Source organism: Rossellomorea aquimaris (assembly GCF_000935355.1).
In the GTDB taxonomy this organism is placed as follows: Bacteria; Bacillota; Bacilli; order Bacillales; family Bacillaceae_B; genus Rossellomorea; species Rossellomorea aquimaris_B.
In genome coordinates, this window is record NZ_JXZC01000003.1 from 457,935 (window position 1) to 479,090 (window position 21,156).

The 21,156-nt window shown below is 45.0% G+C and carries 17 protein-coding genes and 1 riboswitch; of the genes, 12 read left to right on the forward strand and 5 right to left on the reverse strand.

The features are described from left to right. Positions 1–35 precede the first annotated feature (35 nt). Positions 36–212: riboswitch (Lysine riboswitch) on the forward strand. Positions 213–329: 117 nt separating this feature from the next. From lysA to TV75_RS11850, 4 genes are all read left to right on the forward strand, one after another. Further along, the gene (gene lysA / locus TV75_RS11835; RefSeq protein WP_044338922.1) at positions 330–1,616 is read left to right on the forward strand and encodes a diaminopimelate decarboxylase; all 1,287 of its coding nucleotides are present in this window, start codon (positions 330–332) and stop codon (positions 1,614–1,616) included. 43 nt (positions 1,617–1,659) lie between these two features. Further along, complete coding sequence (locus tag TV75_RS11840) at positions 1,660–2,898, forward strand: dicarboxylate/amino acid:cation symporter (RefSeq protein ID WP_044338923.1); 1,239 nt, start codon at positions 1,660–1,662, stop codon at positions 2,896–2,898. 124 nt (positions 2,899–3,022) lie between these two features. Then, positions 3,023–3,892, forward strand: coding sequence for an ABC transporter permease subunit (locus TV75_RS11845; RefSeq protein ID WP_253275516.1), 870 nt, complete (start codon positions 3,023–3,025; stop codon positions 3,890–3,892). Beyond that, entirely contained in the window at positions 3,892–4,905 is a 1,014-nt protein-coding gene (locus TV75_RS11850; protein ID WP_052504541.1) for an ABC transporter permease subunit, read from the forward strand. Before TV75_RS11845 ends, TV75_RS11850 begins: the two co-directional genes overlap by 1 nt. A gap of 121 nt (positions 4,906–5,026) precedes the next feature. On the opposite strand, the gene TV75_RS11855 is transcribed toward TV75_RS11850, so the two are convergent. Further along, on the reverse strand, positions 5,027–5,863 hold the full coding sequence (locus tag TV75_RS11855; RefSeq protein WP_044338925.1) for a LysR family transcriptional regulator: 837 nt from the start codon (positions 5,861–5,863) through the stop codon (positions 5,027–5,029). Between the two features lie 35 nt (positions 5,864–5,898). On the opposite strand from TV75_RS11855, the gene TV75_RS11860 reads away from it, so the two are divergent. From TV75_RS11860 to TV75_RS11870, 3 genes are all read left to right on the forward strand, one after another. After that, positions 5,899–6,237, forward strand: a complete 339-nt coding sequence (locus tag TV75_RS11860) for a DMT family transporter (protein WP_052504542.1) — start codon at positions 5,899–5,901, stop codon at positions 6,235–6,237. Continuing rightward, positions 6,238–6,546, forward strand: a complete 309-nt coding sequence (locus tag TV75_RS11865; protein ID WP_044338926.1) for a DMT family transporter — start codon at positions 6,238–6,240, stop codon at positions 6,544–6,546. It begins immediately after the preceding gene. A gap of 565 nt (positions 6,547–7,111) precedes the next feature. Then, positions 7,112–10,825 carry a S8 family peptidase gene (locus tag TV75_RS11870; protein ID WP_052504543.1) on the forward strand — a complete coding sequence of 1,238 codons (3,714 nt, stop codon included), beginning with the start codon at positions 7,112–7,114 and terminating at the stop codon, positions 10,823–10,825. A gap of 160 nt (positions 10,826–10,985) precedes the next feature. Here the strand turns inward: TV75_RS11870 and TV75_RS11875 are convergent, their stop codons facing one another. Both TV75_RS11875 and TV75_RS11880 read right to left on the reverse strand, forming a co-directional pair. Next, complete coding sequence (locus TV75_RS11875) at positions 10,986–12,224, reverse strand: S8 family peptidase (RefSeq protein WP_044339012.1); 1,239 nt, start codon at positions 12,222–12,224, stop codon at positions 10,986–10,988. Between the two features lie 533 nt (positions 12,225–12,757). Continuing rightward, complete coding sequence (locus tag TV75_RS11880; RefSeq protein ID WP_253275517.1) at positions 12,758–13,513, reverse strand: DUF1836 domain-containing protein; 756 nt, start codon at positions 13,511–13,513, stop codon at positions 12,758–12,760. Between the two features lie 166 nt (positions 13,514–13,679). On the opposite strand from TV75_RS11880, the gene htpX reads away from it, so the two are divergent. The 4 genes from htpX to TV75_RS11900 all read left to right on the forward strand — a co-directional run bounded on the left by htpX (position 13,680) and on the right by TV75_RS11900 (position 18,515). Beyond that, positions 13,680–14,561: a protease HtpX gene (htpX, locus tag TV75_RS11885; protein WP_044338927.1), complete on the forward strand. Its 882-nt coding sequence runs from the start codon at positions 13,680–13,682 to the stop codon at positions 14,559–14,561. A gap of 272 nt (positions 14,562–14,833) precedes the next feature. Next, positions 14,834–16,198 (forward strand): 23S rRNA (uracil(1939)-C(5))-methyltransferase RlmD, encoded by a 1,365-nt coding sequence (gene rlmD, locus TV75_RS11890; RefSeq protein ID WP_044339014.1) that lies wholly within the window; start codon positions 14,834–14,836, stop codon positions 16,196–16,198. Between the two features lie 155 nt (positions 16,199–16,353). After that, on the forward strand, positions 16,354–17,814 hold the full coding sequence (locus tag TV75_RS11895; RefSeq protein WP_044338928.1) for a protein adenylyltransferase SelO: 1,461 nt from the start codon (positions 16,354–16,356) through the stop codon (positions 17,812–17,814). Between the two features lie 128 nt (positions 17,815–17,942). Continuing rightward, on the forward strand, positions 17,943–18,515 hold the full coding sequence (locus TV75_RS11900; protein ID WP_044338929.1) for an isochorismatase family protein: 573 nt from the start codon (positions 17,943–17,945) through the stop codon (positions 18,513–18,515). A 94-nt stretch (positions 18,516–18,609) separates the two neighbouring features. Here the strand turns inward: TV75_RS11900 and nei are convergent, their stop codons facing one another. Next, positions 18,610–19,434: an endonuclease VIII gene (nei, locus tag TV75_RS11905; protein WP_044338930.1), complete on the reverse strand. Its 825-nt coding sequence runs from the start codon at positions 19,432–19,434 to the stop codon at positions 18,610–18,612. A 230-nt stretch (positions 19,435–19,664) separates the two neighbouring features. Between nei and TV75_RS11910 the strand changes: the two genes are divergently transcribed. Continuing rightward, positions 19,665–19,922, forward strand: a complete 258-nt coding sequence (locus tag TV75_RS11910) for a hypothetical protein (protein WP_044338931.1) — start codon at positions 19,665–19,667, stop codon at positions 19,920–19,922. A gap of 282 nt (positions 19,923–20,204) precedes the next feature. Here TV75_RS11910 and TV75_RS11915 read toward each other — a convergent pair whose 3' ends face one another. After that, positions 20,205–21,143 (reverse strand): Gfo/Idh/MocA family protein, encoded by a 939-nt coding sequence (locus TV75_RS11915; protein ID WP_253275518.1) that lies wholly within the window; start codon positions 21,141–21,143, stop codon positions 20,205–20,207. Positions 21,144–21,156 lie beyond the last annotated feature (13 nt).

Sequence of the window (21,156 nt, forward strand, 5' to 3'; positions counted from 1 at the left end):
TGGTATAGTAATGCAAACAAAATAATACGTCACTCTCTGATAATAGAGGCGCGAGTATGATGAGTACCATCTTTGAGAATAATGGATTCCGTGATAAGTTGGGAAAGGCAGATCGCCGAAGCAGAAAATAGCCAATTCTATTTTTTGTTGGGCCAGCATTGAATAAATGTTGGACTGTCACAATGAAAAAGTTGTGGAGAACTATTGAAGAGATGTTAATACATAGTCTTCATTATGTTTCCAAAACTTTTGATGATAAACCGTATGAGCATCGCTTCATACGGTTTTTTTGTGTGTTTTTTTGGAGAGAGTCAAAAGGAGTTTAGGATATGAGTACAGTTGATGTGAATGTTCAAGGAGATTTAACAATCGGTGGGATGGGGACAGGTGATTTGGTCGAAAGATATGGCACGCCGTTGATGGTATATGATGAAGGGATGATCCGCGGGAACGCGAAATTATTCCGGGATGCGTTCAATGAAAGTGGATTGAAATATCAGTTGGCTTACGCGAGTAAAGCGTTTCTTTGCAAAGAGATGGTGAGGCTTGCAGAGCAGGAAAACCTCTCTCTGGACGTCGTGTCCGGCGGGGAATTGTATACGGCATTGGAAGCAGGATTTCCTGCAGACCGCATTCATTTCCATGGGAACAACAAGTCGGAAGAAGAGCTCCTCATGGCTCTTGAGGCCGAAATCGGCTGCTTTGTCGTCGATAGTTTCCTGGAGCTTGAACTGCTGCATGACCTGGCCAAGGAGCGTGAGCAAGAGGTTCAGATTCTGATCAGGGTCACGCCGGGTGTGGAAGCACACACACATGAGTACATCACGACGGGTCAGGAGGATTCGAAATTCGGATTCAGCATTTCCAACGGACAAGCGAATACGGCGATTCAGTTAGCTCTCCGCAAGCCATACTTCTCCTTACTCGGTCTGCATTCTCATATTGGATCCCAGATTTTCGAACGGGAAGGGTTTGATCAGGCGATTCAAGTACTGGCTGATTTCCTGCAACGGATCCGGATCGAATTTAATGTGACGATGCCGGTACTGAATATCGGCGGAGGATTCGGTGTCCGGTACACGGAAGAAGACCGGCCTCTCCCGATACCAACGTATGTGAAGGGGATTACCGATAGTGTGAAGACCTATTTTGCCAAGAATGAATATCCCCTCCCTGAAGTATGGGTGGAGCCGGGCCGAAGCATGGTGGCGGAAGCCGGGACGACCTTATACAAAGTGGGATCGAAGAAAATCATTCCCGATGTGCGCACGTACGTCGCGATCGACGGAGGGATGACTGACAATATCCGCCCGGCCCTCTATCAGGCGAAATACCATGCGGTGCTTGCCAATCGTCCCCATGAGGAATGCACGGAGCTTGTGAGCATTGCCGGGAAATGTTGCGAATCCGGTGACATGCTGATCTGGGACCTGATGCTGCCGCCGACGAATTACGGTGATATTCTGGCTGTGTTCAGTACGGGAGCGTACGGGTATTCCATGGCAAGTAATTATAACCGGATTCCAAGACCGGCTGTTGTGTTTGTGAAGGATGGGGAATCACGGGTCGTGATCGAACGTGAATCGTATGCAGATTTAGTTCGGAATGACCGGTAAAGAATGATCCACCTTACAATCATAATGAAGAGGAGAAACCAACATGAAAAACATATTTAAAACGTACGGATTAGCCATCACACTACTCGCATCCATTATCTTGGGATCCATCATCGGACTGACCATGGGAGAGAAAGCGGAAATGTTGAAATCCCTGGGGGATATCTTCCTGAATCTCCTCTTTACGATCGTGGTGCCCCTGGTTTTCTTTTCAATCTCATCGGCGATTGCCAATCTGGAATCGAAAGGTCAATTTAAGAAAATCATGAGGAGCATGCTGGTTATTTTCCTGATCACCACAATCATCTCGTCTGTGATGATGATTGTGGGAGTGAAGGTGTTTTCCCCGACAGAAGGCATTACCATCAGTCTGGATCAGTCAGTTGAAACAGAAGACATCCAATTGGGGGACCAAATCGTCCAAACCTTTACGGTGGACAATTTCATTGAATTATTTACACGGGAGCATATGCTGCCCCTTATCCTCTTTTCAGTGGCACTCGGATTTGCCACCAATCGACTGGGGGAAAAAGCGGAGCCATTGAAAAAAATCCTACAGGCCGGGGCCGATGTGAGCATGAAGCTGGTATCATATATCATGTATTATGCCCCAATCGGACTGGCGGCCTATTTTGCTACATTAGTAGGAACGTTCGGGGCAAGTTTACTATCTTCATATTTACGTTCTTTTCTTTTGTATTTGGTGATAGCGGTGATTTATTTTGTAGTGGTGTTCTCCTTCTATGCCTTTGTGGCAGGAGGAAAGACAGGGGTGAGAGGCTTTTGGAAGCATAACCTCTTACCTGCGGCAACGGCAATCGGAACACAAAGCTCGGTGGCAACGATTCCTGCCAATCTGGATGCAACGAGAAAGATGGGGGTATCCAGTGCCGTACGAGAAACGGTCATTCCTATCGGAGCGTCCATTCATAAGGACGGCTCGGCTATGGGGGCCATCTTGAAAATCGTCTTTGCGTTTGGCGTTCTGGGCATTCCGTTTGAAGGGTTGGATACGTACCTTATAGCGGTATTGGTCGCGGTTATCACCGCAATCGTCATGGGGGGGATCCCTGGAGGAGGACTGATTGGTGAAATGTTCATCATCGCAGCCTACGGACTGACGCCTGAAGTGCTTCCGTTATTGGCAGTGATCTCAACCATTATCGATATTCCGGCTACGTTACTGAATGCAACAGGAGACAACGCAGTAGCCGTGCTGGTCGAACGATTTACGAAGAAAAAAACCATTATAGGCAAGAAAGACATTGAATCGGTGGCATAAATGGGAGAGATGCATTGTCACATAGGTTAAGAGTGGAATCCTTAGGGTTCCACTTTTTTATATGGGATATATTGGATTATTATGGTAATCTTTAAGAAGCATGTACTTTTCGGAGGATCAATCTATGTATCTCAAATCTATCGGTTCCATGGTTCTAAAATTTGTCTTCGTACTGATTGGCATCATCCTTTTGACAGGTCTCGTCGGTCTGTTTAATGAGGGAGTGAACCTCAGCTTCAAACATTATCTTATGAACCTTGTGAATATTTCAAGCTCACTGCTTCATTCCAATGAGATGACCATCACGAATGAAGTGAATAACTCGTATCCGATGTTCCCTGCTTTCTGGGAACCGTATTTTTACTCCGTTTTGATTTTTATTTCTGCCTTTCTCTTGTCTGTTGTCCTGGGCATCCTTCTTGCATACCTCACACATTTATTGCCCGCCGCCTGGTCGAAGTTTATGATCCGGGCCACCAATCTGCTTGAATCCACACCCGATATCTTTATCTTGATCGTCATTCAATACACCGTCATTTTTGTCCTGAAAAAGACGGGGGTTTTATTGTTTCCCATCGTCGGATCACAGGAAAAGGTGTACCTGATCCCGGTCCTGACATTGTCCATCTTACCGACGATCATGTTGTTCAGGATTACCTATCTGCTGGTGAATGATGAATATGGCAAGCCGTATGTTGACCTGATCAAGAGCAGGGGAATGTCCAAGCATTTCATTTTCTTTACCCATATTCTCAGGAACATCACGTTCAGCCTGTTGAATCACTCTAAGTCCATCATTCTTTTTCTCCTGTCATCTCTCATCGTTTTTGAGAGATTGTTCAATATTTACGGGATCACTCATTTCATCCTGTCGTTTTCCCAAATGGATGTGATTTGTTTCAGTCTGATTATGTTCTATCTGCCGGTATTCCTTCTCCTCATCTTGATCCGGCTGCTCATTGTTAAAAAAACCGGACAGAAGGTGGTCATATGATGCTGAAGAAATTAATGAAAGATCCGGCTTTTTTTATAGGGTTTCTTTTCCTGTTCGGTATGTTTGCAGTAAGTGTGATTTATTACGCGGGATGGGGAAATGAAGTGCCGAAGCTCGACCTTTTGAAAAATGAAGGGGGGGACTTTCTAAAGCCTCCATACTCCCCTTTAGAGTATCCACCGCTTGGTACGGATAATTTTAACCGGAATGTCCTTCTTCTCATTATTGTTGGGGCGAAATATACGATAGGCGCTGCCCTTGTCATCATGTTATGCAGGGTGCTGCCTTCCGTTGTCCTTGGACTGGTGGTTCATTTTTATTTTAAGCCGTTCAGAAAAATCATCGATAACATCGTGGATGCTGCCAATTATTTTCCTCCCACTTTACTATCGTTCTTATTATTGAATTGGATGCTGCTCGAGGGGCCATTATACAATCCTGATCATTTCCCTTATGACTTTTCGGATAAAACGATTTTTTACCTGGTCATTCTCATCGTCATCTCGATTCCGAGTCTGACCCTGTTGTTTTCAAACGAATTTGACAAGATCATGAAAGAAGAATTCATCGACAGCTCTAAAGTGTTGGGGGCTACAAAGCGCCATTATATTCTGAATCATATTAGGCCTTTCATTCTGCCCCAAATCCTTCTTGTATCGATCCGGGAATTCATGATTATTATGCTGTTGATTGCCCATCTTGGGGTATTGAAGATTTTTATTGGTGGCGCGGTGCTTGATGAGGACATTTTTCAAAACGCGGTACTTGTGTCACTTTCTTACGAATGGTCGGGTCTTCTTGGTGGGTGGTGGCAATATCTATGGACCACTTATCCATGGATTTCCTTTATTCCGGTAGTGTTCTTTACGTTGACGATCCTGTCTGCAAAGCTGATGCTGATCGGGGCAACCCGGGTATTGGAAACGGTGGGACATGATAAACGGGAGGCTCATGACGAAATAGTTCATACATTTGAAGGAAAAGAACCATTTGATTTCGTGCATAGGGTTTGATGGTAGGGTGGAGAAGCTGCTCCGGAGTATCCGGGGCGGTTTTTTTGGATGAAGATATAACGTTTGGTTATACCTTCATTCCCTTTTGGTCATATGCAGGAACGACATCGCCCTTTACACTTTACTTATGGAAACCTTCCTTCAAAACGTCAAGGGTACGTTGGTCCAGGGTGAATAAATACATCTCCCTCTTCAAGGGGGTGCCTTTCAAGGGAATGAATGCGACTCCTTTGTAATCCACTTTCTCGACCATGATGGACGGAAGGTAAGATACTCCCCGGTTCTGTGCGACATAACCGATGAGTGCATGGTAGGGAAGCTCTTTAATAGCAGGAGGAGTGACTTCATGCTGCGCCATCAATGACCTTATTTTCTTACTGAGAGGGGTCGTCGCGTCAGGCAGTAATTGTGTATAAGGGAAACAGTCCTGTATCTCAATGGTTTCACGTATGGCAAGCGGATGGGTGACGGGTACGGCTGCATAGAATTCATCCGTGAATAAATGGGTGCTGAAGCATCCTTTATGTTCAGGGTGGTCCTGAATGATGGCCGCATCAATATCGCCTTTTTCTAATAAGGGAAGAAGGTCAATTGTGTCATCCCGTATCATGGTCAAATGAATTTGAAAGGGATCGATCCCTTCAATATAGTCCGGAAAGAAATAAGAAGCCAGAAAAGGGTCACTTCCCATGCGAACGACATTAGTGGTGGTGTATTTCTCCATAATCAGGTGCAGCTGACCAAGAATCGGGTCAAGCTCCTCTTGAAGTTCTTTGCCCTTATTGGTCAGGGTCATTCCACTGGCTGAACGGATGAAGAGGGGAAAGCCCAGCATGTCTTCAAGCTTCTTCATTTGTTTGCTTAAGGCGGGCTGGGACACGAATAGGGCATGGGCAGCCTTTGATAGGCTTTTCTCCCTGGCTACCGCCATGAAATATTCTAATCGTTGAAGGTTCATCGTAATCACATCCAATTCAAGGAGGGTTATTTCTGTTGAAATATTATATTTTGTTAAGTGCAGCGATTATTCTCGAGGTAATCGGAGCCTCATTTATGAAGCTTTCCGATGGGTTTAGTGAGCCCGTTCCTACGATCATTGTATTATGTTCCTATAGTGTAGCACTTGGGAGCTATATATGGCTAACGAAGGAGCATGAGATCGGGATTGTCAATGCACTATGGGCAGGAGGAGGGACGGTATTAGTATCGGTCATGGGACTAATCCTCTTTCAAGAATCTCTTTCAGCCCTTAAACTATTCGGTCTCTTATGCATCATGGCAGGAGTCATTGGGCTGAACCTGCCTGCACAAAAGAAGGAGTTGAAAGCATAAATGGGAAGTGTATTTCTCCTCATCAGTCTGTTCTTTGCAGTGGCGGGTAATACATCCGTTAAATTGTCGAAAGGTTTTCAGAAAAGGATGGCAAGTATCGCCTCATTCCTTCTTTACGGGGGCTGTTTATATTTCTTGACTTTGAGTGTTCGATACATGGATATAAGCATTGCCTATGCGATTTGGTCAGGTGTGACCATCGCTTCAACCACATTGATCGGGGTTCTGTTTTTTCAAGAAGAGATAAGTAAAGGGAAAATAGGATCGATTGCATTGATTATCGTTGGGGTTATCATAGTAAAACTGTGACAGTCATCATAGGTTAAATGGGATCCTATGTCCCGTGCGATTCGAACTATTTGGGAAAGGAATAAAAATTGATAAAAGAAATGCATCTGAGTGTACAGAAATAATGGCTGCCTATCGATCTGATTACTTTTCACTCTGAAAGGGTTAATGTGATCGATTATGCCGGTTTTCTTTAATTTGTCCATGAGAAGATAATATTCTTTTCGTGGATATTTTTTTATGAAATTTGACAGGGGCTCGAAAGGGATTATCAATGTTTACGTGGTTGATCATTTACTGTATACATCCGAACTGTGTCCAATGGTACATGTTTATTTCACGTCTCCTCTTTTCCTCCACCTTTACAGGGACTCCTTTCCTATCATATAACCCCCATTGAGAAGGGGAAGTGCAGAGCCTTACAATTCAAGTAACCACATAATCTTTTAAACTTCCAGAGAGTACCCCTTCATCAATAGAACGACTCAGAATGCCTTTTACAGGAGGTGTTGATCGAGCAGTCTGTGCTGCTACATACCATCTTCCATTGATCATCCTATCAACTTAATAGAAAAGGAGAATGTTCATGAAAAAGCTTAATGTGAAGCCCCTTCTCGTCGGTTCCATCGCGGCGACGATGATTTCAGGATCCATGCTTCAAGCGGGTGCGGAAGGTGTACCTGCCAATGGAGTCAAGGAGGATCCGTCATCAGTTGACGTGAAAGCCTCAATCCAGGGAGAGCGTACCGTCACCCTGATCACAGGTGATGTTGTAAAGGTATCTACGCTCAACAATGGAAAACAGATCATCAATGTCGAGCCGGCAGATAAAAACGGTGATGGAGTCAGGGTGATGACGATAAAGGATGAAACCTTCGTCTTCCCGAATTCTGCGATGCCTTATATGGCAGCCGGTAAGCTGGATGAAGATCTTTTTAACATTACGAAATTAATCGAATATGGCTATGATGACAAAAATACAGATTCGGTACCCGTCATCGTGGAGTATAAGGAAACGAAAGCGAAATCGATTCATGCAGAACCAAAAGGTTCGAAGAAAGTACGGGATCTTGAAAGTATCCACGGAGCTGCCCTTTCCGCAGAGAAAAAGCAGGCGGAAGCTTTCTGGAATGATGTGACGATTCAAAGTGGGGATACGAATCAGGTGTCTCAATTCGAGCACGGTGTTGACAAAATCTGGCTGGATGGCCGTGTTGAAGCTGCCCTCGATCAAAGTGTGCCTCAAATCGGTGCAGATGAAGCATGGGAGCAAGGGTATACGGGGGAAGGCGTCAAAGTGGCGGTCCTGGATACCGGGATTGACTCCGGTCACCCTGATATCGAAGGTCAAATTGATGAAGCCGTCAGTTTTGTCCCTGGTGAAGAAGTGACGGATATTCATGGTCACGGTACCCATGTGGCCTCGACAGTACTTGGGACTGGAGCAGGTGACGGCAAGCATAAAGGTGTTGCTCCCGATGCCCGATTACTAGTTGGAAAGGTATTGAGTGATCAAGGATACGGGCAGGATTCCTGGATTATCGACGGAATGGAATGGGCCTCAGAAAATGCCAAAATCGTCAATATGAGTCTTGGAAGCGATATGCCAAGTGATGGGACAGACCCAATGGCAGAAGCAGTAAATCGATTGACAGATGAGAATGGAACCTTATTCGTCATTGCTGCGGGTAACAGAGGCGGGGAAGGTACAATCGGTTCACCAGGTGCAGCAGATTCAGCCTTGACGGTTGGAGCAGTGGATAAAGAGGATGAACTGGCGTATTTCTCTTCCAAAGGTCCGCGCTATGGGGATATGGGACTTAAACCGGATCTTTCAGCTCCAGGTGTGGGAATCGTGGCGGCTCGTTCTCAATACTCCAGTGGGACCGGAGATTACAAAAGTTTAAATGGTACATCAATGGCGACACCTCATGTGGCGGGTGCAGCTGCCATTTTAGCCGAAAAGCATCCTGAATGGGATGGCACTACATTAAAACAAGTTCTGATGAATACGACAAAGAAGCTTGATGGTTACCAGCCATACCATGTCGGAACAGGACGGGTGGACGTAGCTGCTGCCCTGGATTCACAGGTTAGAGCAACAGGATCGGTCTCATTCGGATTCTTTAAATGGCCTCATGATCAAGTTGCTCCTGTTGAAGAAGTTGTCACTTACTTCAACGATAGTGATCAAGATATCACTTTAGAACTGGACAGTAATTTTACAATTGCTGAGGGTGAAGAAGCACCTGAGGGTATGCTGAGAGTTTCTGAAAGCACGGTAACAATTCCTGCAGGAGGTACTGTGGATGTAAATGTTACCTTGGATTCAACTCTTGGTGAAACCGGATCGCGCTATCAAGGTTTCCTTACAGCCAAAAAGGACGGAACAGAACTCGTACGCACGACCATGGCCATGGTCAAGGAAGAAGAGCGTTACCCGCTGACCTTGAACGCAACTGACCGTGACGGATCAAAAGGACAGGCATATGTTGTATTATTCAGTGAAAAAATGGAGCCTGAAGTAGTGGGTGTCGATGGGACACTTGAGCTTCGCCTGCCGCCAGGAACGTATTCCGCCATGTCACTCATGGATGTCGATACAGAAACGGATCATGCAGGTGTAGCATTGGTGGGGAATCCGGAAGTGAAGCTGGACGGACCAAAAACCGTTGAGCTAGATGCACGAAAAGCGAAAGAAATCAAGGTGGAGGTACCGAAGAAAGCAGAAGCCAACTATAAACGACTGGAATACCATCAAACCATCGGTGACATGCCGATGACGAGCCTTTATTTAATGCCGGTTTGGATCGATAAACTATACGCCGTTCCGACCAAGGAAGTGAAAAGTGGATACTTCGAGCAGCTGACTCGCTGGCGACTGACCAAGCCACTATTGACGATCAATTTTAACGGAAGAGAATTGGATGATATCCCATTGGCAGGAAGCACGTTATTGGATGGGAAATACAATCTGACTACCGTGTATGCCGGAAAAGGAAGTACTGCAGACTTTGATCGATTGAAGGCAAAAGGGAAGGCTGTCGTAGTGGATCGAAACGCTGAAGTGAGCGTGTCCCAGCAAGCTACCAATGCTGCAGCTGCAGGAGCGAAGCTTGTCATCATCGTGAACAATGAAGATAAAGAATTCAGCCAGTACGCTGGGACTCCGGAGTATACGGACAATCCCCTGGCCGTTGCTGCCATCAGTAAGAGTGAAGGTGACAAGCTTGTCAAGGCGGTACGTTCAGGTAATGTGAAGTTGAAGGTGGAAGGAACCGTCGATTCTCCATACGTATATGATTTGATGGATGTCCATGAAGGATCCATTCCTAAAGACTTGACCTATGCACCAAAAGGGAAGGATTTAGCGAAAATCGATACCCGCTACAATTCACATATCGAAACCGATGGAGGAGAATTCCGGTTTGACCTTCGTCCACATACAATGGGAGCGGTAGGTTTCCTGCAAAAGGTTTCACTCCCTAGTGCCCGTACAGAATATGTTTCCGCAACAGAAGACACAGGCTGGTATCACCAGGCCAACGTACTGGATGAGGGATGGCAGATCCGTCAACCGCTGAAGTTCTATGATGGAGGGGAAAAAATGACAGAGAACTGGTTCTCACCTGTAGTCCGTCCAAGTCTCGGAGATGGTTACTGGCCACCGAGAAGACAGGGGGATTCCCTCCAAATCAATGTCCCTGCATGGGCTGATGCCGGAAAAGGGAACACAGGCGGGACAGAATGGGATGTATCTTTCCAAAACCAGACCTCTCAGTTATATAAAGGGGATACGTTACTGAAAGAAGGAAAGGGACAGTCGTTGAATGTATGGGACATCCTACCACAAGAACGTACCCAATACCGATTCATCACAGACGCCAAACGTGATGAAAATCGCTGGAATACATCCACACGCACACATACGGAATGGACCTTCTGGACGGAAAAAACAGAAAACTGGATGGAAGACCTCCCGTTCCTGATACTTGATTACCAAGTGGATACAGATGTCAATGGTGAAGCCCTCGCCAATCGTCCGACCACCCTTGAGCTATCTGTAGGTAAGGTCGAAGGTGCTGCAGGCTACGGAAATGTAGATGGTGCAACCCTGGAGGTATCGTTCAACGAAGGGAAGACCTGGAAGAAAGTAAAGCTTAACCAAGAGGGGGATACGTTCAACGCAATGATTCAAAACCCTAAAAACGCAACCTCTGTTTCATTGAAGGCAAGTGCTTGGGATGATGAAGGAAATAAGATCACTCAAGAAATCATCAAGGCGTATGGATTAAGGTAGTTTTAGTAAAGAAGATGCCTATTTTTTAGGGGCATCTTCTTTTGCTTTAGTAAGGCGGAATCATCTTTTGGATGGAAAAATAAAATAGGGACTTCCTGAAATAAAGGAAGTCCCCATATTGTTTATTGTAATGTACATTATGGTTTCAATCAGCTGAAAATCAGTTCACTGTCGGGAAACCAAATCCTGAGGCATAGTCATCACCAGCTGCAGCACCGGAACCGCCCAGGATATCATTGCTCTTAGCGCGATTTTGGATTTCGGCACGAAGCTGGGCTGCAGATAGGTTAGGGTTTGCGGCCCAAATTTTTGCTGCTAACCCTGAGACATGCGGGGTAGCCATGGACGTTCCACTGATTGTATGGTAAGTTCCATCATACCATGTAGATTCGATTGCTCGACCTGGGGCAGAAACCTCGACATCACGCACCCCGATGACATAGTCTCCATCCGTATTTGGGTTTCCTCTTGAAGAGAAGTCAGCTACACGATACGTTCCATTTTGCTGAACATCTTCAAGTGCGGCTACTGCTACAGCATTTACCAGTGCTCCAGGATAACCTATGGTGTTTGCACTTGGACCTGAGTTACCTGCTGCCGCTACGACTAATACACCTTTATTATAAGCGTAATTAACTGCATCCGTTATAAGTGGACTTTCGGAACTTGAGCCTAGTGACATGGAAATCACTGTTTTTACATTTAACCGATCTGCTTCGTCTGCGGCATAACGAATCGCTGCTGCGATGTCATCCGAGTAGCCCGAACCACGATCGTTCAGCACTTTATATGCCCAAAGCTTTGCATCCGGTGCTACACCGTAAATCCCATCACCGGCTCCGCCATCTGCAAGCACCGTTCCGGCTACGTGTGTACCATGTCCGTTTTTATCTTCACAAAAGTTTGTAACAAGATTGGATTTTCTCTGTGAGAAGTCATTACATTGTTCAACGTTATTCGTGAGGTCAGAGTGATTGGTATTCGCCCCGGTATCAAGTACGGCAACTTTAATTCCGCTGCCTCCGGATGTTGCAGTAATAGTAGGATCCTCATAGATAGCTTCCATTCCCCATGGTGTTTGATCGCTCGGTGCAGCTACTGCTGTTCCACCCGGCTTGGCAGCCAGCGAAACCTCCTCGACAAGCTTGACTGACAAGTTTTTATTCTTTTGGAGTGCATTGAACTGTGCTTGAGTCACATCAGTAGAGAAACCACTTTGGTCGAAACTCCAGCGAACACCGTAATTCTGCTTTGCATGGTCTACTGCCTTATTATTTGTTGAAGAAATGAGAACACGAACCTTTTCAGAGTTTTCAACCGCATCCACAGGACTTGTGTAAGCAGGTGCAATTAATAAAGTACTTAAGACAACGCTCCCTAGAATCTTTCCTACTTTCATTTCCAACATCCTCTCCTCTTTTTTTGTGTCGATACTTACACCACTAAACGAATTTCAAAGAACGCGTTCCTCCCCGCTAGAACGTTTTGACAAGAATCATAGTGATAGGCGACTAAACCAATATGTAATGAATCTTGCAGATTAATAGTAACAAAATTCCGTTATTAACTGAATAAGTCGAATTTTCTGTAAAAGTAAAATATTAGGATTCTGTAAAAATGAGTGCTCATTTAATGCGTTGTTTATGAAAATTTTCATTTTGGACAGGTAGAATCAGCGTTTCTTTGTAGGGATAAAGTCATGTGTTTTTTCAACCCATTTTTGAAACTTTTATAAGAATGGTTGTTTAGAAGTAAAATCGACAAATTCTTGGTGTGTTTTTAGCTCCTTGATTATGGGGGAAGGAGGAGGGGTAACATCATCAACAAAAGGTGATGGGACTTATACACACTAGATTCACGGAATACCTGACTGAAAACTTATCAAGTTCAATTAAAAAGTGCCTGACACCCAGAGATGGTGTCAGGCACTTTTTAATTGATTTTCTTCAAAATTAATGCAGCCTTCACATACTTCTTCGTGGAAGCCTGATAAAAAGCCGACTGTACAGTCAGCACCGAAACGATCAACACATTCAGGACAATGTTGAGGTTCTCTTCTTTAACCCCTTCAAATGAAGGTAAAAGCCCCTTACATTCTTCCTTGATAAATTGATCAATCAACTCATTGACTGAACCGGTAGCGGAACTTTTCATTGTTGGCAGCGTATGATGATGGATTTTATCAAAGACGGATGAGTAGGCAGCGTATAAATCGGTGGGATTTACAATGTCGTCTGTACGGTCTTCTATGTTGTTGAACACAAGGGTTAAAATTTTTCGAATGGATTCAAAGTCCAGCGTGGCTTTCAGATCTTCGACGATGAATAGCATGGCAGCTTGTTCAATGGTATATTTTTTTCCTAATTGTGGAGATCCAATCAGCTCTTTCACGTCACGCTTCACCCAGTTTTGGACGGTGCTTTGAGGGAAGTTGGTGAATTCGATTTGATTTCCGAGAGAGACGATTTCTTTTAGAGAGAAGCCGATTTCGCGTTTGGTCGGATTGATGATCTTTTGGAGGATGGGAGGCATATCGGTTGTGATGATGGCCTCTCCTGGTTTTTCATTAGTATGTATAGTGTTCCACGCATCTTGTAATACCATGAGCGGGGTACGGTTCGTTGTGCCGTTCAAGGATAATAGCAAGTCGGCCATATTTTTCCGTGTCAGTTTAAACGTTTTCATCATGAACACCCCATCTCTTTCCAATTATCTTCTTTAATACTACTGGTTCCCCTGGGTCTCGTCAATTCACCTTGTGAGAGATGATTATCCTTGTATTTTACCTGAAAAAAATATATAATAATTTCAGATACAGGTTCAAATGAACTTGAAATGAGAGTGAGGAGACAAGATGGGAAAGCGAATATTTTATTTCCTTTTAACGAACGTTCTAGTACTACTGACGATCAGTATTATTTTTTCACTTACTGGAGCAGGCAACTATATCAACGCTTCAGGCGGAATTGATTTTGGGGCGCTATTAGTTTTTAGTGCGATCATCGGTTTTTCCGGGTCGTTCATTTCGCTGGCCATGTCTCGTTGGATGGCAAAGAAAATGATGGGCGTCCGTGTTTTAGATCCGAATGGAGCATTGTCTTCTGAGGAACAGATTGTTGTTGAAAAAGTCCACCGCTTATCAAGGGCGGCTGGTTTAGTGCATATGCCGGAGGTAGGAATTTACAACTCACCTGAAGTCAACGCCTTTGCGACGGGGCCTTCTAAGAAACGCTCTTTGGTTGCCGTTTCGACTGGATTGCTTCGCGAAATGGATGATGATGCAGTGGAAGGCGTCATTGCCCATGAGGTGGCCCACGTTGCCAACGGAGATATGGTGACGATGACGTTGTTGCAAGGTGTCGTCAACACATTCGTTGTCTTCCTGGCAAGAATCGCAGCTTGGATTGCATCCCGATTCGTAAGAGAAGAGATGGCACCGATCGTTCATTTCATTGCCGTGATTCTTTTCCAAATCGTATTCTCGATTTTGGGAAGTTTAGTAGTCTTTGCATACTCCCGCCACCGCGAGTTCCACGCCGACCGGGGAGGAGCAGACCTGGCTGGTAAAGATAAGATGGTCCATGCCCTTCAAATGCTGAAGGCATACTCAAGCCGTATGAAAGGTGAAGATGACACAGCCATCTCCACTTTGAAGATCAATGGCAGAAGAAAATCGGCTATTTTCTCCACTCACCCGGATTTGGATGATCGGATAAGTCGTTTGGAAGCGAAATAATAAATAGAATGTCTGTCCCGACACGCTGCAAATCTGCGTAAAGGGGCAGACATTTTTTGTTAGGGACGGAGGGACAGGTAGGGACGGAGGGACAGGTACCTTGTCCCAAATTCTACATTGAGCTGAACCTAGGGGAAGGGCATGGCGTTGCGCGGGACAAGGTGCCTGTCCCCATGACCCTGTTGCATTCATCCAGTTTTTTTTATAAAGTATAGAGTTAGAGAGCATTTTGAAGGAGGACTCGACAATTGACGAATACCAAACCAGAAACAATGGTTGCTACTATAGAAGAATTAGATCCAAAAGGGTCGGGACAGGCCGTGATATGGCGAGAGAATGAGCTTGGGAACCCGAAGAAATTAAGACTTACGATACCCCAGACGCTACCGGGAGAAAAGGTGCGTGTAACGGTTGATCAGCCTGATCGCAGAAGAAGGAAGGCCATGCCGGATGAAATCCTGGAAGCCCATTCTGAAAGAACGGAAGCTCCATGCCCGCATTTTGAGCGTTGTGGCGGATGTGTGTGGCAGCATTGGGAATACGAGGGTCAGTTAAAGCAGAAGACGGATCATGTGAAGCATGCTTTGGAAGGCCAAGGCTTCGATCCGAATTTGGTGAGAGACACCATGGGGATGGATAATCCTTGGCGATATCGCAATAAGATGGAATTTACGTTTTCTCCTGAAGGTGCCCTTGGGTTGCATGAGCAGGGGAATTTCCGTAAGGTCATTTCCCTTGAGACTTGCTTGATCGCAAGTGAAGAAATGGTGGAAGCGACCATGGAAGTCGCTGATTGGGTGAAAGACCACGGGTTAAAAGGATATGACAAAGATAAGCATGAAGGCTTACTGCGTCATTTAATGGTGAGACAATCCTTTGTGACGGGCGAGCTTATGCTAGCGCTTTTTGCCACGGAGGCACCTGACGCTCATCAAACAGCGGTGGACGATCTTGTAAAGCGTGTCGGCGAGAAGTTCCCACATGTGAAAAGCTTACTATGGCTTGAAAATACAGCATGGGCAGACCGTACACAGGCGGAGGAAATCCATCTCCTGTCCGGTCGGGATTTTATCTATGATGAAATGGATGGATACCGTTTCCGTCTTTGGTTTGATACCTTCTTCCAGACGAATCCGACACAGGCTCAAAAGCTTGTTGATTTAGCAATTGAAATGGGACAACCGAAGAAAACAGAAAAAATGATCGACCTTTTTTGTGGAGTGGGGACATTTTCTCTTCCATTTGCAAGCAGAGTCGGAGAACTAGCCGGCATTGAAATCGTGGAAAGTTCAATCGAGTCAGCGAAACGTAACGCTGAAGATAATGGCATCTCGAACACGACATTCCTCGCTAAGGATGCTCGAAAAGGAATTGACCAAATGCTGGAGAGCTTTGGACATCCACAACTATTAATGTTGGATCCGCCTCGATCTGGTGCAGGCGGAAAAGTCATGAGACGAATCGGACGTGCCCAACCTGAGAGAATTGTGTACGTATCCTGTAATCCTGATACATTTGCGACGGATATCAAGGAGCTGGAACCATTCGGATACACCCTGGATGGTGTTCAACCTGTTGACCTATTCCCTCAAACGGTCCACGTTGAATGTGTAGCCACCTTGACGTTGAAGAAATAAATGAAAACAGTGCCCGGCCCTTACAAGGGTCGGGCACTGTTTTTGTAATACATCCCCTATCATGTGTAAAATATAATAGACACGTAGAAAATCATAGAACCTCTATTGATTTTATGTTTTATGAAAATAAGCCAAAACCAGAAGAAGGAGATACCATGACAAAGGGAAACGAAACAGGATGGAATATAGAAAATAGTTATGCTAACCTGCCCGAATCATTTTTCACAAAGCAGGAACCGACTCCAGTAAGTGATCCGACGCTGCTCGTTCTAAATGATTCTGTCGCAACAGCACTCGGACTCAACGTCAAAGAATTGCAGGGAGAAAAAGGAGAAGCGTTGTTCTCCGGCAATGACATTCCTGAGGGCGCTGAGCCGATTGCCCAAGCGTATGCGGGGCATCAGTTCGGATATTTTAATATGCTTGGAGACGGCCGCGCTGTCCTGATCTGCGAACAGATCACCCCGTCAGGTGAGCGTTTTGATATCCAGCTCAAAGGTGGAGGCAGAACCCCATATTCCCGAGGTGGCGACGGCCGGGCGGGACTTGGACCGATGCTCAGGGAGCACATCATCAGTGAAGCCATGCACGGACTTCGGATTCCGACTACCCGGAGCTTGGCAGTGGTGACTACGGGTGAGCCGATTTACCGTGAAACGGAACAGCAAGGTGCGATCTTGACCCGCGTAGCGGCTAGTCATCTTCGCGTCGGTACTTTTCAATTTGCTTCTAAATTTGGAACGGTGGAAGATCTCCGTGCACTTGCCGATTATGCAGTGGAGCGTCATTATCCGGAAGGTCTGAATGCGCCGAACCGTTATCTTTACCTGCTTCAGGAAGTAATCAAACGCCAGGCTGCACTCATTGCCAAGTGGCAAATGGTCGGGTTTATTCATGGAGTCATGAACACGGATAATATGACGATCAGCGGAGAGACCATTGATTATGGACCATGTGCTTTTATGGATGCGTATGACCCGGCAACGGTATTCAGCTCCATTGATACCGGAGGACGTTACGCCTATGGCAATCAGCCTCAAATTGCCGGTTGGAATCTTGCCCGATTCGCTGAGAGTCTATTGCCGATTCTTCATGACGAACAAGAAGAATCGCTGAAACTCGCCCAGGCTGCTGTAATGGAATTCCCTAAGCTATATGAAGCTCACTGGCTCGACGGAATGAGAGGGAAACTCGGTATTTTCAACGAAGAAGAAGGGGACGAGTCCCTTGCAAAAGATCTTCTGGGATTAATGAAAGAAAATCGTGCCGACTATACGAATACCTTCCGTTCGTTAACAATTCAAGAAGAAATCGATTTGTTTGAAAAGCCGGAATTTGTTCAATGGAAAGAACGCTGGGAAGAAAGGCTGAACAGGCAAGAAGAATCGAAAGATGCCTCTCATAAGTTAATGCGAAAAAGCAATCCTTCGGTGATTCCCCGGAATCATCGTGTGGAGGAAGCGTTGGAAGCTGCTGTGGAAAGCAATGATTACAGCGTGATGGAGCGTTTACTTGAGGTTCTTAAGAATCCTTACCAGTACACGCCAGAACAGTGCGAGTACGCGAAACTCCCGGAACCATCTGCTCGTCCTTACCGAACGTATTGTGGTACATGATGAATGATGCTGAAACAGGAAGCCTAAAAGGTTTCTTGTTTTTTTTAATGTAAGAGGACTTTCTCACTGATAAGTCGAAACTATTCAAAGGTAGATGAAGAGAAAAAGGATATAAAGGGGTTTTTCTATTGAACCAAGCATTGCTCGTAATTGATGCCCAGCAGGAATTAATTGAAGGAAATGAAGGGGAACAAGCTGTATTCCAAAAGGAGAGGCTGATTGAAAACATTAACCAGGTCATCCGTAAGGCAACCGAAATGGGTGCTCATCTTGTCTTTATACGAGATAAGGATGTCGGGGGCGGGGAAGGTGATGGCTTCCAGGTTCACAGGGACATTCATGTTCCGGACAATAGCGTTGTGTATGATAAATTAGCGACCAATTCGTTTTATGGTACGCCATTATTAAGCTTTCTAAAAGAAAAAGAGGTTGAACATGTCGTCATCATGGGCTGCCAAACGGAATATTGTATCGACACCGCCGTTCGTTATGCAACGGTTAATGGACTGGACGTAACCCTGGTGGCAGATGGTCACTCGACGAAGGATTCATCCGTGTTAAAAGCTGAACAAATTATCCAGCACCACAACAAGGCTTTGTATGGTCATTATAATGTGGATCATTTCTCCGACGTCAGACAATCTGATGAAGAGTTGTTTCAGCCCAAACATGATTTTTATCGGGAGAAATACGGAATGTAGTATAGAAGAGCTCATTTTGTCAGGTGTGATGAAATGAGCCTTTTACTGTAACACAGTTATCTTTGTTCATGTAAGGCTAGGGGATGCAAGGAACCTATCTCCCAACCTGACATACCGGACAAAAATACAATCGCCTCGAAGCAGCAACCGTCTTCTCAATTTCACTCCCACAAACAAAGCAAGATGCTTCTTCCCGATTGAATACCCAATGTCGATATTTTGAACGCTTCTCTCCTTTGGCTTTTAACTTCTCAACAAGCTCAAGATCGTTTGTAATTCCACCAGTCCTATAGGATTGCTTCATCAAATGAATGATCGCTTCCGATGCTTTCCTCAATTGATCTTCCGTACAGTCAATCGGACGAAATGAAGGGTGGATACCTGCTGCAAACATGATCTCAGACCTCAAGTAATTCCCGATCCCGGCTACAAACCCTTGATCTAATAAAAGTATCGACCACTTTCGATTATAGAATCGTTTTTCTTTCATTCTTTGAAGCAATTCATCCGCTGTTACTTTCTCACTCAAAATATCAGGGCCCACTTTTGAAACGAAAGGATGCTCAGGCACCTCCTCGTCACGGAGGACTTCAATATCGGATGCACTGTATAGAAGTGCCGACTTTTTTTCATTATGTAGAGCAAGCCTTAGCTGGCGGTTTGTTTTCGGATAGTTGTACAGGTTCCTTATATACCATTTTCCATAGAGCTGATTGTGGGAGTATATGGTGTAGCCATTGTCAAAGCGGATGAGCATGGCTTTTCCTTTCGTATCCACTCTGGTCACGACCGATCCTTTTAAAAGGTCTTCGTAGTCTTCCAGATGCGGGAAGGCAAAGAACACATCTTGTACAGTTTTATTTTTTAGAGCGCTCTCTACTCCATCTGCAGCTCTTCTGATTTCGGGACCTTCTGGCATGGCGGTTTCTCCTTTTTTAGTATAGTTGTACCCCATTAAATTCTATATGTAACATTCCAGGGGCTGGCCACTAGTCCTGGACGATTATCTTGGCACTATCATTCCCGATGATTGTTTTAGTTAAAGGAACCGGTAAAGGTGGTTCTGACCCATAAAAAGATAGATTTTCGTCCAAGCTATTTCATTCAAACGGAATATAGTGATGGTATCAGTGTGAAGGAGGTGATCAAATGAATGACTTCTCTAGATGGTACTATTGTTGTTTGGCTGCAGGTCTTGCCCTGTTAGGGTTCGGTGGAATCGGGTATGGCATCGGGGTCGCTGGTGGTTTTGGGCTTGAGGGAATTGCGAGACAGCCTGAAGCGGCAGAGGCGATTATGGAGTTTATGTTAATATACGTAGTATTTCCAGAATTAATCCTGGCAGGAATTCTTGCGTATGTATCTTTAAAGATACTTTATAAGGGGAAATGTCAAAATAATCAATAGTATGAAGCTTTTCGTATGTAGATGGACTCCTGAATGACCGGTAATAGAATGATTTAGAAGATCATCTCATAAAGGAACGAGTGAATATAGGTAGCGATGTATTTAGGATATCACATTTGGGCATTTTGTTCTTTAAGGAATCCAACAATGAAAGTGAGATCCTATCTGTCGGATTGATCGTGATAGGGGGAATTGTCCTGAATCTTCAGAGTCAAGGTGGGACCAGGGAAAGATTCCTAGTCCCGACATTCTTTTCATGAAAGGGACGGGGGAGCTGTCCCCTTACTCGATCATCCCTACAATTCTCTCACAAATCTCATGGGTTACCAGCGAATCCTCAATCGATGGGTCAGGCGTTGTGCCATTTTCCACACAACCTATGAAATGATCCACTAAATCATAAAAACCACGCTTATACAAAGTAGGCTCCCAATCACCAAATGAAGAAAAGCTGACTTCTTTATTATGATAATGGGTCGTTTCAACGAGACTGTCGACGACATATTTATGATGACCTGCAGAGTACTCGATGATTTCCTCCGTCACACCTCCATCCCGGTTCATGATGCCGACAGCGGTACAGTCCTCACCGATCAATTGGATGACTAAATGGTGGAGCTTGTCTTCTTTTTTTTGATACTGAACCTTTACATCCAGAACATCGGTATCCATTAAGAATCGCAGAGTATCGACGACATGGATGAAATCTTCCACGACGAACCTTCTGGTGTAATCAGGTAAAGTGTATCTATTTTTTTGCATAAGTAGGAAGCTCGGTTTCCCATGTTCTTTAAGCTCTTTCACTTTTGGTATGAAACGTCTGTTAAAACCAACCATGGCGATTTTGCCCTTTTCTTTTGCAAGCTGGACGATTCTTTCGGTTTCGTGAAAGTTCAAGGAAATCGGCTTGTCTATGTAAACGTCGATGCCACTCTGTAGTAGTTTTTCCGATATTTCAAAGTGTGCTTCCGTTGCAGTACTTATAAATGCTGCGTCTATATTGGATGCAATCAGTTCCTCCACCGTCTGTACCTTTTCCGGGATCCGATATTTATCTGCCAGAGCATTCAGGCTTTCAGCATTCCTCGTGCAAAGCACCAACTCTATTCCTTCTTTTTCAGAGAGAACTGGAAGGTAGGCTTTCTTGGCTATATCTCCTAATCCGATAAGTCCGATTTTCATCATTTTCACCCCGTTGATTATTTTGTAGCTTTCTTTCATTATATTAATCTCT

What these genes read in the sequence shown, in the direction of transcription:
- lysA (WP_044338922.1), top strand. Translation starts at nt 330, where the DNA reads ATGAGTACAGTTGATGTGAATGTTCAAGGAGATTTAACAATCGGTGGG.
- TV75_RS11840 (WP_044338923.1), top strand. Translation starts at nt 1,660, where the DNA reads ATGAAAAACATATTTAAAACGTACGGATTAGCCATCACACTACTCGCA.
- TV75_RS11845 (WP_253275516.1), top strand. Translation starts at nt 3,023, where the DNA reads ATGTATCTCAAATCTATCGGTTCCATGGTTCTAAAATTTGTCTTCGTA.
- TV75_RS11850 (WP_052504541.1), top strand. Translation starts at nt 3,892, where the DNA reads ATGCTGAAGAAATTAATGAAAGATCCGGCTTTTTTTATAGGGTTTCTT.
- TV75_RS11855 (WP_044338925.1), bottom strand. Translation starts at nt 5,863, where the DNA reads ATGAACCTTCAACGATTAGAATATTTCATGGCGGTAGCCAGGGAGAAA.
- TV75_RS11865 (WP_044338926.1), top strand. Translation starts at nt 6,238, where the DNA reads ATGGGAAGTGTATTTCTCCTCATCAGTCTGTTCTTTGCAGTGGCGGGT.
- TV75_RS11870 (WP_052504543.1), top strand. Translation starts at nt 7,112, where the DNA reads ATGAAAAAGCTTAATGTGAAGCCCCTTCTCGTCGGTTCCATCGCGGCG.
- TV75_RS11875 (WP_044339012.1), bottom strand. Translation starts at nt 12,224, where the DNA reads ATGAAAGTAGGAAAGATTCTAGGGAGCGTTGTCTTAAGTACTTTATTA.
- TV75_RS11880 (WP_253275517.1), bottom strand. Translation starts at nt 13,513, where the DNA reads ATGATGAAAACGTTTAAACTGACACGGAAAAATATGGCCGACTTGCTA.
- htpX (WP_044338927.1), top strand. Translation starts at nt 13,680, where the DNA reads ATGGGAAAGCGAATATTTTATTTCCTTTTAACGAACGTTCTAGTACTA.
- rlmD (WP_044339014.1), top strand. Translation starts at nt 14,834, where the DNA reads ATGGTTGCTACTATAGAAGAATTAGATCCAAAAGGGTCGGGACAGGCC.
- TV75_RS11895 (WP_044338928.1), top strand. Translation starts at nt 16,354, where the DNA reads ATGACAAAGGGAAACGAAACAGGATGGAATATAGAAAATAGTTATGCT.
- nei (WP_044338930.1), bottom strand. Translation starts at nt 19,434, where the DNA reads ATGCCAGAAGGTCCCGAAATCAGAAGAGCTGCAGATGGAGTAGAGAGC.
- TV75_RS11910 (WP_044338931.1), top strand. Translation starts at nt 19,665, where the DNA reads ATGAATGACTTCTCTAGATGGTACTATTGTTGTTTGGCTGCAGGTCTT.
- TV75_RS11915 (WP_253275518.1), bottom strand. Translation starts at nt 21,143, where the DNA reads ATGAAAGAAAGCTACAAAATAATCAACGGGGTGAAAATGATGAAAATC.